Here is a 16876-nt window from a genome sequence, read left to right on the forward strand (position 1 = left end):
GACGCTTCCTGCCACCTTCTCGCGTGAGATTTCTTCATGACCCATTCCCTCTCTCGTCGTCAGATTCTTGCCGCTTCGGTCTCCAGTGTTCTTCTGCCAGCCGCTTTGCAAGGTGCCGATTCGGCCAGCGATTCGCCCAACCAGCTAACCGAGCCCCAACGAACCATTCCCGTAGCCGATACAACCGACGTATTGGTATGCGGCGGTGGACCGGCAGGCATTGCCACGGCAATTAGTGCCGCACGAACTGGGGCCTCGGTGCGAATTCTGGAAGCTCACGGCTGCTTAGGGGGCGTTTGGACCAGCGGCATGCTCTCGTATGTGATGGATGCCGAAAAGCCGGGGCTCAATGCCGAGCTACCTCGTCGACTCGAGCAGATGGACGCCGTTCGTCACAGCGGTCCGAAGAATTACATCTACGACGTCGAAAGCATGAAGGTCCTATTGGAAGAGCTGTGTGACGAGAACGACATCAAAGTGCAGTACCACACGCGGATCGTGGCCGTCGAGAAAGATGCCGCCAACCGCGTGCGTGGCGTGATCACAGAATCGAAGTCGGGACGCCAGGCCTGGCGAGCCAACACGGTGGTCGATACGACCGGCGATGGGGACGTGGGGGCATTGGCCGGCTGCAAGTGGGAGTTTGGCCGCGAAGAGGATTGCCCCTGTCAGCCAATGTCGTTGATGGGAATCATCACGGCGAGCCCGGAAGCGCTTCAGCAGTTCGATCGGTTGAAGGGTGGCCAGACGAAGGACGAATTTCGAGCATTCATTCAGACGGCAGGTATCGATCCGTCGTACGCCAAGCCAACGCTCTGGTACATGGGTGGCAGTGTTGCCGCGGTGATGATGAATCACGAGTACGGCGTGCGTCCGTTCGACGCGGGGGCCGTGACCGAGGCGACCATTCGTGCCCGCCGCGAGTTGTACGACATTTGCCGCGGATTGAAGGGGCTAGGCGGAGCTTGGAGTGACTGCCGCCTGGTGACGACGGCCGAGCAAATCGGCGTTCGCGACGGACGACGCATCAAGGGACGCTATTTCGTCACCGTGGATGACGTCCGCGAAGGGGCCCGGCATGAAGACGCCATCTGTCGCAGCGAGTTCAGCGTCGACATCCACGCGGCGACGCGAGAGGAAAACAAGAAGGCAGCCTACAGCGGCCAAGGCGTTAAGGCCAAGCCGTTCGACATTCCGCTACGGGCGCTGATCGCGTCTGATGTGGACGGTCTGATGATGGCAGGCCGCTGCATCAGCGGCGATTTCTTCGCCCATGCCAGCTACCGCGTGACTGGCAATGCCGTGGCAATGGGCGAGGCGGCCGGGGTGACTTCGGCGCTGGCGGCGAAAGAAGGCTGCTTGCCGCAGGACGTCGCTTGGAAACCTATTTCCAAGCAGTTGGCGGAATTGCGTAAGCCGGTGGCTTAATCGCGGGTTACGATTTCCAGCAGTTCGACGGCAGGTTCGCCATTGCAATAGATGAGAGCCGTACGTCCGTAGACCGTTTCGTTCGGCTCAAGTCCCATCAGCTCGCGAAGTTCGCGGGCCGGTTGAATGTGCCACAAGCACGTCAGTTGAACTTCCCGCAGAACGTTGTGCTCGATGAGGACTCTGCCCAGCGGAATGCGTTCGCTTTTGATTTCGTTGGCCGGCTCTTCGTCCAGGAAGTCGCAATTCAAACGGACGATTCCGTACTGCACGACCTTCCCGTCACTTTGCCGAGTCAACAGGATCTTACGCGAGTAATACTGCCCTTCGGTTCGCTTCTGGAGAACCTTCACGTCAACGCTACAGCCGTGGAACTTCTCGACGGTAACGGTCATGTGCTCGTTGTGGGCGAGCAGTTGATGGAACGGCGCTGGAGTTTGCTGGGCCGAGACTTCTTCGAACTGTCCCAGTTCCTCGGGCTTGTCGTAAAAGAGGGCGATCAGCTGGCTAAGCTCAGGCATCGTATGGCGAGACGGTTTCACGTCGGTTCCTTTTGCTGCAAAGGGAAACGAAACTTGAGTTGGCCAACGGGATCGATCAGGGTGGGGCTATGAGGTGGGCGCGGCCAAGGGGAATTCGAGTTGGGTGGTTGGGATGACGATCGTCGGTTTGTGTTCTTCCGTCGTTTCCAAAATCGAATCGACTAGATAATACAACAATCGTCGGAAGGGTTCAGGGTCGATTTCATCAGCGATTTCTTCCGCTTTTGCTCGATATTTTTCGACCAGCTGCTGTGCGTCGTCGAAAACGCCTCCTTCGAGGTAAAGGCTTCGTACGCGCTGAATCTTCGCTGCGGCGGTCAAATCGGGATCATTCGCAATTCGGATGAGTTCGTTCTTGCGATCTTCCTTCAGGTTTTGCAAGGCCAGCGCCCACAGCACCGTCGGACGACCGCCGATGATGTCGTTTCCGGCGGAAAGTTTGTTATCCGAATCGCCGAGCCAGTCCTTCAGGTCGTTCAAGATCTGGAAAGCGACGCCGACATGCCGGGCAAACTTTCGCATTTGGTCGCGATAGTCTTCCCTCGTTTTGGCCAAGGCAATCCCGCAGTGCAGGGCAGCCTCGAACGCTGGGGAGGTTTTCAACGCGTAAATTTTCAACGCGTCGATCGGAGTCAACTCTTTGCTGGCCGAATCGCGCCACATCAACTCGGCCCCTTGACCTTCCGACAGACGCATGTGGGCTTCGGCCAATTGATCGAGAATCTTGGCGACCACTTCAGCACCAAGCGTCTTTACCTCGCGGCTGACCAATCGGTAGCCGAGCCCGATCATGTAGTCGCCCAGGTTGATCCCGGTCGAAATGCCGAACTGACGATGGACGGTCGGTTCGCCGTAGCGGAACTCGTCGTCGTCTTCAATGTCGTCGTGCACGAGTGACGCTTTATGGAACGTTTCAATGGCGAGCGCACTTCGCTTGACCGCGTCGTTATAGCCGGCCACGTGGGCGGCACCATCGGGGAGCGTTCCCTGGCCACCGGTGAGTGAATCGTAAACGGCGAGCGTCGTGAACGGACGCGAGTACTTTCCGCCACGGCCGATGAAGTCGATGGCCAGACGTTCGGTTGCCGCGATGGGATCGAGGTTGGGTAGATCGCGCAGCTCGGCGCTGAGTGTCTCGGCCGTTTGTCGCTGCGGGGCGATCAGGCGGGTCAGCTCTTGGCGATCGAACATCTCCTGAGCGGCACGCATCAGGTGGACGTAGGTTGCGGTCTTCTGCTGCGGTTCGCGATGAGGAAGGTGGATCATGTCGAAGACCCACTGTTCGTCGACCGACGTGTTTCGGCAGTCGCTCGAATGCAGCGGCACGGCCATGCAAGGAATGCCGGCGAGCAGGATCTTATCGAACGCCTTTTCCAGTACGTTCAAGCAGGCAACGCCCACGACCGCATCGACGTATCCGCTCACCAGAATCTTCATCACGATCGGCGACCCCTCAGCGACCAGGACCCGGTAGCCGAGTTCTTCGGCTTGGGTGCGATAGTCGGCGATGCTGCATGCTCCGCAGGTTTTGCAGTCGAGGCCGAACTGATCGTAGTCGGCCGGGCAGCCTTCAGCATGCTTCAGGCAGTGCGGCAACAGGAAGAGGCGTCGCTCGGGTGGAATGGCCGAGACCTGATCGCGCCAAAAAGCGGAGGTCATCATCACCAGGGTCCAGCCGACGTACGCCTCAGGCAGGTTCATGTCGTCGAGTAGAGCACGGGTGATTTTCTCCATTTCGTCTTTGGAGAGAGGACGCGACTTGTCGAGCTTCTCGCAGATCTGATAACAACGATCCCGAATCTCTTCGCGCAGGGCCAAGCGATCAGGGACTTGCTTCAGGTGGGCAGTCTTGCGGCGGCGGGAAACCCGCTTCTTGGCACCACCGTTCGATTCAGGCTGGGAGGGGGAAGGCATAGGCAAGGTTGCTTAACTCGATTCTCTCGTTCCACTTCCGCTAAAGGCATCGCCGCGCTCATTGGCTTGTAGCGCCCGGCACACATGGGCCAGCGCACTGACCGTCATGATCCGCGGGTAGAGCTTTTCATAATACCACAGCTTAGAGAAGTAAAAACCGATTGGCGAACATTCGATATGAGAATTTTCTTCGACCCGGCGGCATAACCAATCGATGGCTTTGTCCAGGCCTGGGTAGTTTTCTATGCCCTTATTGTCGCAGAGTAACCCCTCAATGGCCAGCGAAGTCTCCTCGACGCTGCTTTCATATCGTCCATTGGTGGCATCTTTCACGGCCTGACCGCCGCCGAAACCGCCGTCTTCATTCTGTTGATTCGCAAGCCAGGCGAGGGCTCTTGCGGGATACTTGGCGGGCTCGAAATCGGTGAAACCGAGTTCTTCTGGAGCGACTTCCCCAGAGGTGGGAAAGTAGACATCCCGGTAATAGTTCAAGACCTTTACGGTTCCATAGATTGGATTGTCTTCCTCGGGGCGATCTTGATTGCCAAACCAAAGGGGTAACCAGTGGTCGTTTTGCTGTTGGCTCAGAAAATAGAGCGGCCCGTAGCGGACGTTTCCCCGTTCCCACAATTCGCAGGAAAACCAGGCAAATAATCCTCGCAATGCGTGCGCCGTTATGTCGCATCCACTCCGATCAAAGGGTTGAGTTCCCCAGCCTCGACAGAACGTTGGCCAGCCATAATCTCGGTTCTGCAGGTCGACTAACCAGGTGCAACCGTTATCGGCCGCGGTTCGGATTCGCTCTTGTGTGGCCTGGTCGAAGTTGCCGCGATCGTAGAAGTATCGCAAGGCCAAAAGTGCCCCCGGCGTATCGTCTGCATCCGGCACACTACCACTTAAGTCCGTCCATCCCCAACCGCCAGGGGCTGCTCCGGTAAAGGGATGAATCTCCTTGGTTTGACAGTCCAACAGCCACTCCAGGCATTCCGGCGTGAGGTGCGAGTTGTCGTCTTCAAGCACCGAAAGCGCATTGATCGAAAGCGTGGTGACCCACGTTGCCAGGTTGGTATCGATGGGCCAGCTGCCGTCCGAGCGAACGCTCTCGCGGATGAACCGCAGGCCGTTCTGGGCGACCTGACTGTTGGCCCTGCCGGTCGACGCCAGGCTCATTACGACAAAGCTTGTCAAAGGGATCGCTTCCAGGTAGCCGCCACTTTCCGGCTGCATCTTCGTGAGGACATTGGCCGCGGAATTGAAGGTGGCACCGCGGATCATTCGCATGACCGGGTTCCATGGTTTGTCGTGGTAGTACTTCGCCTGGCCAATCGCGACAAGTGCCGGGATCGCATAGCTGACGACCGGCAGTTGAATGAACTTGTAAAACGACTGCGGCAGGACAGCTGCCTCGAAGGGAAGGGGAGCGACCTCTTTCCAAGAGACTAGTCCGGCGAGCGCGTAGTTCGTGAGGATCGGAACCGCAAACGTTTTGTCCTTGCCGTAACGAGCACGCAGTCCGTCGATTCCCCCTTTCTTTTTGATGTAGTCATTTGCCGCCGACAGGACACTTGGGTTTTTCTCGGCATCGCCCGTGAGTGTCAAAGCCGCGACGGCTAGCATGGTGGTTGCGATGTTGGAGTAACTCAGTTCGGTATCGCCCCACCCACCGTCGGCGTTTTGATGATCGAGCAGATACTGGACACCCCCACGTATGAGCGACATATCGGCATCGCTGGATTGTGAGCCATTTCGCAAAGACAGTTGCAAAGCGCTGACGGCGGTGGCGGTCGATAAGGCCGACGTGGAAAGCTCGCCGATCCAGTGCCCGGATGGGTCTCGCTCGTTGAGGAGATCTTGTTTGGCGATTTCGTAACAGAAGCGAACTCGGGCAGGGTCGATCATGCAGGCACAAACAGGCAGATGGGCAAGCGGACAAAGGTCCTTGCATCGTAAATGGCTTGGCAAAACGTGTCCATCGTCGGCGTGGTTTCCACTGACTTTTGCCGCCTATTGGGTTAGAATAAGTGGCTGCACGTCTCCCCCTCGATCCCTCCAAGGTATCTGCATGTATTTCCGTCTGGCGAAACGCGCTCTTCTGGAAACGGACAAACGTCTCGTTGCCAAGTTCCTGTGGCTGATGGGCTATAAGGGGCTGCGCAGCGTTCAGAAGCACAAAGCTCGTCTTAAACGGGGTGAGTTCTTTCCGCCGTTTCTGTACATCTCGGTCATTAACAGCTGCAACCTGCGTTGCCAGGGGTGCTGGGTCGACGTTTCGGCCAAGCAGTCGAAGCTCGATCTCGATGCGATGGATCGGATGCTGGGCGAAGCCAAAGCGATGGGGAACGCCTTTTTTGGAATCCTCGGCGGCGAACCGTTCATGCACGCCGACATCCTGGAGATCTTTCGCCGGCATCAAGACGCTTACTTCCAGGTCTTCACCAATGGGCACTTCATTACTGACGAAGTCGCCAAGGAACTACGCAAGCTGGGGAACGTTACCCCACTGATCAGCATCGAAGGGACCGAGATCATCAGTGACGTGCGTCGCGGTCGCGGCGGCGTGTACAGCAAGTCGATGGAAGGGATTCACAACTGCATCAACAACAAGCTGCTAACCGGCGTGTGCACCAGTTTGTGTCAGTCGAACTATGACGATCTGCTGCGAGAAGAGTGGATCGATCGGCTGATTGAGATGGGGGTGTTCTACTGTTGGTATCACGGCTACCGCGTGGTCGGGCCGGTGCCGAATCCCGATCTCGCGCTCACGCCAGAGCAGCAACTGGCAGTGCGGAAGTTCGTCGTCGAGATGCGCACGAAAAAGCCGATCGCCATCATCGACGCCTACCACGATGCCGACGGTAACGCACTCTGCCCGGCGGCGACCGGGTTCACGCATCACATCAGCCCCTATGGTGATATCGAGCCGTGCCCGGTGATTCAGTTCGCGAAGGAATCGATTCACGACGAACGTCCGCTGCGTCAGGTATTCAATGAGTCGGAGTACCTGCGTGACTTCCGCGAACTGGCCGCGAAGAACACCCGCGGCTGCATCATCCTGGAACGACCGGATCTGCTGGGGGACTTTGCCCGGGAGCATGAAGCGAAAGACACGACCGTGCGAGGCGAGGCGTATCAGGAACTCGACGTGCTCAAGTCGAATCCCTCGCAATACAATCCGGGGAATGAAATTCCGGAGAAAAGCTGGGTCTACTGGTTGTTGAAGAAGTATGCGTTCCATGACTATGGGGCATACAAGAAGAACTTCAATATCGAGAACTGGCAGCCGACGATTCATCAAGGAGGAACGTCCTCGACGGCAGCTCCTGATAACCTGGTTCAGCTGCAAGTCGATTCGTCCAGCAAGGCGTGAATTCGTTGAACGCCGTTTCGATTCTCACTAAACTAAAGCTGTTGTCTGGCCGGCAGGCTTAGCCAGTTGTTTTCAGCGATTGCCCCGACCTCTTCTCCAGCCTTCGGAAATCTTCATGCGCATCGTTGCCTGCCTACTGCTTCTTTCCCTGGGATCAACCTCCCTGGGGCAAGATCCATCGAAGCTTCCCCACGGAGAGCATCTGCCAGGGGTTGATAACGTTTTGAAGGTAACCCCGCATGTCGTCAGCGGGAGCCAGCCGCATAGCGAAGAGGGTTTTAAGACGCTTAAGGAGTTGGGCATCGATGTGATTGTCTCGGTCGACGGGGCCACGCCGGACGTCGAAAATGCCCGCAAGTATGGCATGCGCTATGTTCACGTGCCGATCGGCTACGATGGCATCTCGGACGAAGCCCAGGCCACGCTTAAACGCGTCATGAAGGATTTCAAGCAGGATAAGATCTTCTTCCATTGCCATCACGGCAAGCATCGCGGTCCGGCTGCCGCTGCAGTTGCTTGTTACGAATCCGGCGATCTGACGGAGAACCAGGCCCTCGACTTCATGCGCAGCGCCGGCACCAGTTCTGACTACGCGGGACTGTGGAAAGAGATCACCGAGTTCAAACCCATTCCGATCACCACCGAGCTTCCGATGCTGGTTGAAGTGGCCGAAGTCGAATCGATTGCCGCGGCAATGGCGAAGATTGATCGCATCTACGATCATCTCGTGCTGTGCGAAAAGGCCGCTTGGAAAGCCCCGCCTGAACATGCCGACCTCGACCCAGCCCAGCAGGCCTTGCTGATGCAGGAAGGCCTGCATGAAACGGGACGTTTATTGATGGATGATCAGTACGACGCGAAGTTCCGCCAGATGCTGACCGAAACCGAAACGCTGAGTAAGAAGCTGAAGCTACAGATTGAAGAGGGGCAAACGTTAGAAGCCTCGAAGACGCTTAAAGCGGTCAAGGCTTCCTGTTCGGCCTGTCATAGCGATTACCGCGACTAACGCAGGGTCCGCTGTGCGGACAAGGTTGGTTTAGCGAGATCGGCTCGAGGAACTTTCGGTCTCGATTTTGACCATGTTCAGGACACCCTTCTGGGCGTCGAGTTCAAACTTGAACTGCCCCAGGAAGCTCATGCCCAGCAGGGGAGCGGCGTTAACGGCCGTAGGACTGAGCACGGCGCACTCGACGTCTTTCACGGTGAACTTGCCCACGCGAACCATGGGAATGGTTTTCAGGTTGGCTTTGATCTGACTGCCGTCGGCCAATTCGAGAATGATCTCGGGATCTTCCGAGGTCACTTCAATTCCGCATTTGGCTGCCATGGTATAGGGAAGGCTGATCAGGCTGGCACCCGAGTCGACGTGCATTTCGACGTTGTGTTCTCCGTTGAGGACCACCGAGACCATCATTGCGTTCCCACCATCGTCCCGCAACGGAATCTCTTCCGAGAGAATGGAATCTTCCATCGACTTCAGCCGGATGAGCGCGCTCTTGAATGCGGTCGATGCGCCTAGCTCGTACGAGTTGTCCGGGTCGCTGTTGAGTTGGCTGACGGTTTTCTTGACGTCCGGGTCAGCGGCGAGTTCCGCGTAGCGATTGTTGATCGCATCGGCCTGTTTTCTCAGAGCAAGGATGTGTTCGATGTAGTCCTCGCGCGCTTTGCTGGCTTCCGCCCGCGCGGCTTTGGTCGCCTTTTCGATTCCTTCCAACTGCTGCTCCATCAAACGAATTTGAGCGACGTTGGCATTGATGGCACCCACCAGGCGGTTGTTCAAGGTGATGTCGTTGGGACCGAGTTGAGTCAATTGGGCGTTGAACTGGACGTTGGCCTGGGTCATCTGCGTCATGCGGGCCCGAATCATCTCTTCCTGCTTTTTGATCGTGGCCAGTTCTTTATCCTTGGTGAAAAGGACACGCTTCAGCTTGCTCGAATCGCGTTCGTCCTTGCTGAACTTTGTTTCGTCGTCGAGGATCAAACCGCGGCTCAGCGCACGCAGGCCTTTCGCTTCGAGCGCCTTGCGGGGATCACCTTCCATGGCGCCTTCGGCCTCTGGCATGTCTTGCGATTTGATGAACTGCTGATCTTCGGTGCTGAGTCGATTCAAGGGAACCGTGATGACCTGGCCGTCGGCTCGCTTGAGTGCGACTTTGTCGCCGTCGACCTTGACCAATTCGGCTTCGACGCTGTAACCGCCGTCCGCACTTTTCCAGGTGCGTGCCGAGGCAATGGATGCGACCAACAATAGAAGTACGGCGGTCAGCGACATGGATGCTTTCAGCGGCATGACGACTTCTCCCTGCCTTATGGGCTTCGACCGAGTCATTTGTGGTCGACGAATAGAAAAGTGAAGTAATAAGAACGGAATTTCAGAGCGAGTATAGTCGAACCACTTTCGTGAGGCAAACTCATTTGGGGGGCTTGCACATACGGCGATCCCCAACCGAGCTAAGTGCCGGGACTGGTCTGCTTTAGATGTCCAAATCGTCGACTGCATCGATCAGGTCGTCGAGTTCGTCTTTGGCGCGGTCGTCTTTCTGGGCTTGACGTTTGGGTACGCCGACGGCTTCCCCGACCGCTTCACGGCCTGCCAATAGAAGCTGTTCGTCCCGTTCCCGAACCGCCGTATCGAGCGACTTTTCGTCTTCCTTGGGCTTACCGAACAGCTGCGAGAGATCGATCTTCAAGCCGCCGCCGGCCACCTCATCGCTGCCTGCGATCGTGGGCGTCTTGTGCTGTGGGAAGATGATCGCGTTTTCCGGACAGACGCGGCTGCAAGCGGGGCACCCCTTGCGGCAATTGTCCGGCATTTCGACCAGAATGGTCTCGGCCCCGTCGACGCCGTACACACCGAACAGGCAGAAGTCGATGCACTCCATGCAGTTGGTGCATCGGCTGTAATCGATCACTGGGTACCAGCGGCGCGTGGCATCTTCTTCGATGCGGAAGGGCTCGATGACCGCCGGCTTTTCAAGCTCGCCACCTTCTTTCAAGGCAGTGTCGTTTGTCGGGTTGGCAACACGTTCCAGTTGTTGCGGCGTAGGAGAAGGAGCCGCACCGAGTCCACCCAACTGAACGACCTGGGTCGAGATCTCCTTCTGAATGCGTTTGACCTCGTCCACGTAGTCTGCGACCTGGTTCGACACGCGGAGGTCGATGCAGTAGATCAAGCGATTGGGAAGAGGGCGGTTCTCGATGACGCGCAGCTTGTCTTCGTCGGCCGGTTCGTCATCCAGTAAATCGTCTTCGTCTTCATCCGTTTCGTGAACCAGCAAGGTCGTTCCTTCCTGGCCGCGGATGTTATTCCTGTCGAGCGTCCAGCGGGTAGCTCGTTCGTACAGCCACGAGATAACCACGAAGTCGGTCGTAATCGCTTGCAGGCCCATGATCCCAGGACCGTCGGCTTTCAGGTCGTATAAGTGGGGAACGATCGTGACCTCGATGCCAGGCTCGAACAGCAGCGACGCAACGATATCTTCTTCCAGCTTGCGTTTGGCTGGATTGTTGCTTTGGCCTTGGCTGACGACGACCGTCAAACGTTTGGGCATGGAGTTACTCGTTCAGTTGTCCCTTGATGGTCCGCTGGGTGATTTCCCAGACCGACGCAAGGTGCTCGATATATTGGTGCGGGTCGAGCAGCGTTTCGCCGCTGCCGTTAATTTCGTAGAGCCATCCTTCTCCGTACATATCGACGTTAATCCTCGAAGGGTCGCTCATCAACTCGGGGTTCAACCGCGCCAGAACACCGGGAATGGGGGGATAGAGTTCGCTTTCAGCTTTGCTGCTTTCAATAAAGCCGATCTCTTGACCTTCGACAATTTTAGCACCTTCGTCAACCTGCCACTCCAGGAAATAGACATCCTGGAGCAGACGCACCGCGTAAGCAGAAAACCCGAATCGGTAGGCATCTCCGCTTCGGGTCGCCCAGCAGTGGTTTTTGGCGTATTGCCGGTCGGTGGGGAAGCGGGCCTCGAATTTCCCCATCATGAAGACCAACTCGTCGCTCATTAGGTGTACCGCACTCCCTGGAACTGCGGTTCAAAGAACGGCGGCAGCAGGCCATCGGCCCGCAGCAAACCGTCCCGAGTCAGTTCGATGCGATCTCCGTTGATCGTGACGAAGCCTTCTTCTTGGTACTGTTTCCAGATATCGGACCATTTCTCGAGGATCTCGACTCCAAACTTCTGGCGGAAGTAGTCGGCATCGAGGTAACCCCGCTTGAGCAGCAAGATCGTTTCCCGGATGAGTAGTTGTTCCGGCGTCGGACGATAGGCTCGCTTGAGGGGGAGTTCTCCCTTGTCGAGCAGCGTGCCGGTGTAGTCGGCCCACTCGGTCTTGTTCTGGTAGTGAATGCCGCTGATATGACCAAAGCTCGCCACGCCGGTGGCCAGAAGATCACTGCCGCCGAACAGGTTGTCGCGGTAACTGAAATTCACTTTGCTGGGGTCTTTGACCATCGTGTAGGCGCTGCTGACGCTGTAGCCCGCTTTGGCCAGTTCATCGAACGCATAGCTGACCCAGGCTCGCTTCATAGGCCAGTCGGCAACCGGCGTTTCGATCTTGTTCCCCAGGATGTCCTGCGAGTAGACCGTATTAAACGGCAACTCCATCTGGTAGATGGTCACGCTCTCAGGCGAGAACTCGAGGACCTTCCTGATGTTCTCTTTCCACGTGTCCCACGTCTCGCCGACCATACCGGCGATCAGGTCGATATTCACGTTGGGAAACTTGGCGGCCTCGATCCATTCCCAAGCGGTGTAAACCTCCTTGGAAAGGTGAGCCCGGCCGTTCTCTTCCAGGATGTGGTCGAAGAAGTTCTCGACGCCCAGGCTCAGCCGGGTAACGCCCATGTCACGCAGGGCTTTCACCTTCGATTCGCGAAGGGTGCCAGGCTCGCACTCGAAGGTCACTTCTTCGGCCTGATCCCAACTGATGCTCGTACGCAGGCGGTCTTCCAGGCGCTTTAGTTGTTTCGGGCTCAGGAACGACGGGGTACCACCGCCAAAGTAAACAAAGCGGAACGGTCGCCCTCCCATTGCTTCGGTCTGGCTGACCAGTTCGATTTCCTTTACCAAGGCCGAAACGTACGTTTCGACTTCCTGGGCGTTCTTGTCGGTGTAGACGCGGAAGTAACAGAACTTGCAGCGCTTGCGGCAAAAAGGGACATGCAAATACAAACCCAGCGGCACGCCTTCGCGCGGAGGGGAATGCATCGCCGTGTTGAGGTCGTCGGCGTACGCTTCGCTCCACTGCGAGAACGGCGGGTAGTTGGAAATGAAGTAACTACCGACTTCGGTCTTGGTGGAATCGGTGGCCATGAATCAATCTTGCTTTCTGCTAAGGTGAACTTGCCAATAGCTGGCGTTAGCGAAAGGGTGTTTTGGTTAATTATCAAACTCTTGTCCCCTCGCCCCCGTCTGCGGGGGAGAGGGTTAGGGTGAGGGGGCGAAGCGAAAACCAGCTTCATCAACCCTCACCCTAGCCCTCTCCCTTGGAAAGGGAGAGGGGACATGATGTTATTTCTTCTCGGCGAAGCAGTACAACACGCCTCGCTCGGTGGCAATCAGCAGGCAGCCGTTCGAGACGGCCGGGCCAGCGGGGAAACCGCTCTTGGCCTCAAATTGCCAAACTTCCTTGCCGGTACTCAGGTCGACAGCACGAACGCGACTGTCGGCGGAACCAAAGTAAACGCGAGTGCCAGCTACGATCGGTGAACTATTGATTTTGCCTCGGGCTTTAAAGGTCCATTGTTCTTTTCCCGTTGCAAGATCCAGTGAAACGAGGTTCTTGCTGAACGAACCGAACAACACCCGATCGGGAAGCACCGCGGCACTCGCGCGAATCTGCTGTCGGTTGCGCTCGTCTTGATACTGCCAGACGACCTTCAGGTCTTTCCAGTTGATGGCGAAAAACGATCCGGCTTCCGTACCGAAGTACGCCACATCGTCACGCACCGCAGGGGCTGAACCGGTTGGGCCGTCGATTGGTACCGTGCCGATTGGTTCCCCCTTGTCCAGGTCAATCACGTGCAGCTTGCTGTCGCAACCGGCGACGAATCCACGATTGGAAACGACCGTCGGCATGCAGCGGATTTGATCGTCGATCTCCACTTTCCAGACCAGCTTGCCATCCTCTTTGTCCAGGCAATAGAGGTGAGCGTCTTGCGATCCGATCAAAATTTTATCTTGGTAGAAGTTGACGCTGCCGTTGATTTCCAGGCCGGCTTCAAACTTCCAGATGAGCTTACCGTCTTCCGCATTCAGGCAGTGCAGCACGCCGTCGATGTCACCGACGTAGATTCGCCCTTCGCGATAGGCAGGCGAACCCATGAACCCAGAAAGCTGATCGACGTTCCCTTCGTAGGTCCAAACCTTCGAGCCATCTTCGAGCTTCACGGCGTAGACGCGCCCGTCGAGGTCGCCGATGTAGACGATCCCATCCACGACGATCGGGGTTGCCTCGAAGGCGCCGTTCTCGATTTCAAGCTTCCATCGGACGTCCAGGTTGTCCGAAAGAGTCTCGTCGGAAACACCTTGAGCGAGGGCGTTACCACGATACAGGGGCCAGTCCGCGCGCAGCTGAGCGACGGCTGCGATTGCGAAAAGGATCGCGGTCAGAGGGATCGTCAGTTTCGATTTCATGGCGGAATCCTTGAAAAAGGGGCCGTTGGAACGAAGTCCCTTCATTTTACTCCAAGGCCAGGGCCAAGGCACATCGCAGGCAGTTACTGCATGGCCGATCGGTAAAGCTTCGAGAATTCGCCGGCATCAACATCTCGAGGATTAAAGTTCCCGGTCCATTGCTTGGCCGCGTCGGCGGAAAGGGTCTCGAGCTTTTCACCGTTGATCGACAGTTGATTCAAGTTGGTCGCAAGCCCCGCCGTATCGACCCAGCTTTGCACCAGGTTGGCTAATCCCTCGGCGCCTTGTTCTGGTTGGGGATAGTTGGGCAAATCGACCGGGATCATAAGCAAGTCTTGGTAAAGCTCGTTAAATGCTTTGCCGTTGTAGCGAATCACCGACGGAAGCATCACACCTACGGCCTGGCCATGCACCACGCCGTAGTGAGCCGTCAAAGGATTGGCCAACGCGTGCGCGGCGCCGAGCATCGAATTCTCAATGGCTAATCCGGCGAAGCAGGCACCCAATTGCATCGCTCCGCGGGCCTCGACGTCTTCCGGGCTGGCGAGCACCTTGGTGAAGTTGCCTGCCAGCAGACGCCACGCTTCACGGCTGAAGCTCAGGCTCACTTCGTTACGCTTCTTCGTGACGAACGTTTCCAACGCATGACTGATCGCGTCGATACCGGTCAGGGCCGTAACCTTTTGCGGCTGGGTTACGGTTAGCTTGGGATCGAGCAGGGCAATACGGCAGGCCGCTTTCTTATCACCGCAGGCCATTTTGACGTGCGTTTCGGCGTCGGTGATCAAGGCGAACGATTGGGCTTCGCTTCCTGTTCCGGCTGTGGTCGGAACGGCGATCATCGGAAGCATCTCCTGGGTTGCCTTGCCGACGCCCCAATAGTCCTTCATTTCACCGCCGTTGGTTAGCAGGAAATTGATCCCCTTGGCACAGTCCATCGCGCTGCCGCCACCCAGACCGACGATCAACTCAGGCTCGTGCTGCTTTGCGAACTCAACGCCATGGGCGACGTTGACGGTCGAGGGGTTCTCTTGCACGCCGTCGAACAGAAAAGCCTGGACGCCGGCCGATTCCAGACAATCGATTCCCCGCTGGGTATGACCAGCTTTAATAACTCCAGGATCGCTGACCAGCAGCGCTCGCTTCGCGCCGAGCTCTAAGGCTAGTTCGCCGAGCCGCTGAAGGCTATCCGGACCAAACACAATCCGTGTGCGTGGCTGGAAGTCGAATGGAATCATGCCTCGGGATCCTGTTTCATTCCGGTTCCCTTGCCACCGTCTGCCGGGGAAAGGGTTGGGGTGAGGGGCAAACGGTGTACCCGCATCGCCCCTCACCCTAGCCCTCTCCCCAAAGGGGCGAGGGGACTTGAGCAAGAGGCAAGCTCTGTTGAATACTACGAAGCCGCGACCTGAACCGGAGCCGATTGATAGGCTCGGCTGCGGAAGAGGAACTCGATGATGTTCCCTTCGTGCGGCTGCAGCCAATCAACCTTGTGCGTCGGAATCGGACCGATGTTCAAGCGGTCGATGTGCGTCGCGTTAACTAGTTGGCGAGCAAACTCCTCGTTGCCAGTGATGGCCGTGCAAATCAGTGAGTAACCGATCTTCTGGATCATCTCTTCCTGAGGGCACTCGACCACGGAGACGAACGGGAACATGTACTCTTTGCTGGCGACTTGTTTCTCTGGATTCTCCGCGTGAACGACCATCGGCTTGAGATAGTCGCAGCGTTCCATCTGAACCAGGCGATCGCCGTACGATGCGGTGTAGTCGGTTACGCCATCTTCGGCCAGGTCGGACTCAATCATGCCCCATACCGCCGGAGCCATGCCAGGCATGGTGAACGCTGCCAGTGCGGCCTGGTCGTCGGTTGGGTCTTTAATCTCGGTCGGGCCGATCTTCTCAGCAATCGCTTGAGCGATTTCCCTGGTGTGACGCGAAGCCCAAATGCCTGAGGCATTGATGCAGCTTCGTCCGCTGTTGGCGAAAACGCTTTGTACCATCAGGTCCAAGTACTGCGGCCAATCGTCAACCACGTCATCGGCCAGCAGGATCTTGCTGAAGCCTGGGCCGTGCGGCTGAACCTTGGGGTTACCGGCGTACTGATCGATCGTCTGCTGGCCGCCGAAGACCATCGCTCGATCGACTGACGAGAGCAGCGAAGCACCCACGTCGCCACCGGCACCGGGATACAAGCTGAATGCTTCGGCAGGCAAGCCTGCTTCGACCATGGCAGAGAAAATCCGGTACGGCGTCCATGGCTCCTTTCCACCTGGCTTGAGTACCAGACCAAGTTGAAGCGCGACGGCCGGAAGCCACAGGGTATGCACCCCGGGTGAATTGGAAGGCAACACGGCGCCGAGTACCGGACTTTGAACTTGATAGCTGAGCATGACGTCGCGGCCGGGTTCTTTCCCGTAGCCACGAGCCAGGATGTTGAGATCGAGCCCGCGGGTGAGCGAGTCGAGAATTTTAGGCATGTTCTGCAGCACGAAGGCATTCTTCTGCATGTTCGAGCGGCACATGTGTTCTGGCAGGCCGGTCGTGGCGCTTTGAGCATGCACAAATGCTTCAGGCGTCTGCGAACCATCACCGATGGGCAGATCGGCTTCCAAGTAAAGCTTGCCGGCGACAGCCAGCTTCTCCAGAATCTCTTCCGGGCTGAATTGCAGAAGAGCATCGCGAGCGGACTGGGCTTTACGCATGTCTCGCTTGAGGATGCCCCCACCGACCTGGCTCAGCTGTGCGATGGGCTCGCCGGTACGGAAGTGGACGACGTCTTCTTTTTCGAGCGAGTCGTAGGGCTTGCCCCAACGGATAGCAGGAATGTTCAGCATGATTGGCGTCCGTTAATTCAGTTGTGTGATTTTATTTTCGTCTTTTTGCCACAGAGAACACAGAGGTCACAGAGCAGAAAAAGAAGGGGGACCACGGATTTCACGGATAGACACTGATAATGATCGATTTGCTGAAAGCAAATCT

The 16876-nt window shown here is 57.1% G+C and carries 13 protein-coding genes; 3 read left to right on the forward strand and 10 right to left on the reverse strand.

Going from position 1 to position 16876, the window contains the following annotated elements; all coding sequences use genetic code 11:
• Positions 1-36 precede the first annotated feature (36 nt).
• A complete protein-coding gene (locus Pan97_RS04445; protein ID WP_144970935.1) occupies positions 37-1428 on the forward strand; it encodes an FAD-dependent oxidoreductase in 1392 nt (463 codons plus the stop codon).
• On the opposite strand, the gene Pan97_RS04450 is transcribed toward Pan97_RS04445, so the two are convergent.
• The 3 genes from Pan97_RS04450 to Pan97_RS04460 form a co-directional block, all read right to left on the reverse strand.
• On the reverse strand, positions 1425-1970 hold the full coding sequence (locus Pan97_RS04450; protein WP_196782280.1) for a hypothetical protein: 546 nt from the start codon (positions 1968-1970) through the stop codon (positions 1425-1427). The two genes, Pan97_RS04445 and Pan97_RS04450, sit on opposite strands and share 4 nt — an antisense overlap.
• A gap of 66 nt (positions 1971-2036) precedes the next feature.
• Positions 2037-3884: a polyprenyl synthetase family protein gene (locus Pan97_RS04455; RefSeq protein WP_144970936.1), complete on the reverse strand. Its 1848-nt coding sequence runs from the start codon at positions 3882-3884 to the stop codon at positions 2037-2039.
• A 12-nt stretch (positions 3885-3896) separates the two neighbouring features.
• Positions 3897-5783 (reverse strand): prenyltransferase/squalene oxidase repeat-containing protein, encoded by a 1887-nt coding sequence (locus Pan97_RS04460; RefSeq protein ID WP_144970937.1) that lies wholly within the window; start codon positions 5781-5783, stop codon positions 3897-3899.
• Between the two features lie 163 nt (positions 5784-5946).
• Between Pan97_RS04460 and Pan97_RS04465 the strand changes: the two genes are divergently transcribed.
• Both Pan97_RS04465 and Pan97_RS04470 read left to right on the forward strand, forming a co-directional pair.
• Positions 5947-7251 (forward strand): radical SAM protein, encoded by a 1305-nt coding sequence (locus Pan97_RS04465; RefSeq protein WP_174819537.1) that lies wholly within the window; start codon positions 5947-5949, stop codon positions 7249-7251.
• 115 nt (positions 7252-7366) lie between these two features.
• Positions 7367-8257: a protein-tyrosine phosphatase family protein gene (locus tag Pan97_RS04470; RefSeq protein ID WP_144970938.1), complete on the forward strand. Its 891-nt coding sequence runs from the start codon at positions 7367-7369 to the stop codon at positions 8255-8257.
• Positions 8258-8287: 30 nt separating this feature from the next.
• Here Pan97_RS04470 and Pan97_RS04475 read toward each other — a convergent pair whose 3' ends face one another.
• The 7 genes from Pan97_RS04475 to Pan97_RS04505 all read right to left on the reverse strand — a co-directional run bounded on the left by Pan97_RS04475 (position 8288) and on the right by Pan97_RS04505 (position 16731).
• Positions 8288-9541 carry a TIGR02281 family clan AA aspartic protease gene (locus tag Pan97_RS04475; RefSeq protein WP_165698607.1) on the reverse strand — a complete coding sequence of 418 codons (1254 nt, stop codon included), beginning with the start codon at positions 9539-9541 and terminating at the stop codon, positions 8288-8290.
• A 184-nt stretch (positions 9542-9725) separates the two neighbouring features.
• Positions 9726-10802, reverse strand: a complete 1077-nt coding sequence (locus Pan97_RS04480) for an ATP-binding protein (protein ID WP_144970940.1) — start codon at positions 10800-10802, stop codon at positions 9726-9728.
• Positions 10803-10806: 4 nt separating this feature from the next.
• A complete protein-coding gene (locus Pan97_RS04485) occupies positions 10807-11262 on the reverse strand; it encodes a glycine cleavage system protein H (RefSeq protein WP_144970941.1) in 456 nt (151 codons plus the stop codon).
• Positions 11262-12572 (reverse strand): coproporphyrinogen-III oxidase family protein, encoded by a 1311-nt coding sequence (locus Pan97_RS04490; RefSeq protein ID WP_144970942.1) that lies wholly within the window; start codon positions 12570-12572, stop codon positions 11262-11264. Before Pan97_RS04490 ends, Pan97_RS04485 begins: the two co-directional genes overlap by 1 nt.
• Positions 12573-12770: 198 nt before the next feature.
• On the reverse strand, positions 12771-13895 hold the full coding sequence (locus Pan97_RS04495; protein ID WP_144970943.1) for an outer membrane protein assembly factor BamB family protein: 1125 nt from the start codon (positions 13893-13895) through the stop codon (positions 12771-12773).
• Between the two features lie 83 nt (positions 13896-13978).
• On the reverse strand, positions 13979-15133 hold the full coding sequence (locus Pan97_RS04500) for an iron-containing alcohol dehydrogenase (RefSeq protein ID WP_144970944.1): 1155 nt from the start codon (positions 15131-15133) through the stop codon (positions 13979-13981).
• A 155-nt stretch (positions 15134-15288) separates the two neighbouring features.
• On the reverse strand, positions 15289-16731 hold the full coding sequence (locus Pan97_RS04505) for an aldehyde dehydrogenase family protein (RefSeq protein WP_144970945.1): 1443 nt from the start codon (positions 16729-16731) through the stop codon (positions 15289-15291).
• Between the last annotated feature and the right edge of the window lie 145 nt (positions 16732-16876).

Source organism: Bremerella volcania, from assembly GCF_007748115.1.
Classification (GTDB): domain Bacteria; phylum Planctomycetota; class Planctomycetia; order Pirellulales; family Pirellulaceae; genus Bremerella; species Bremerella volcania.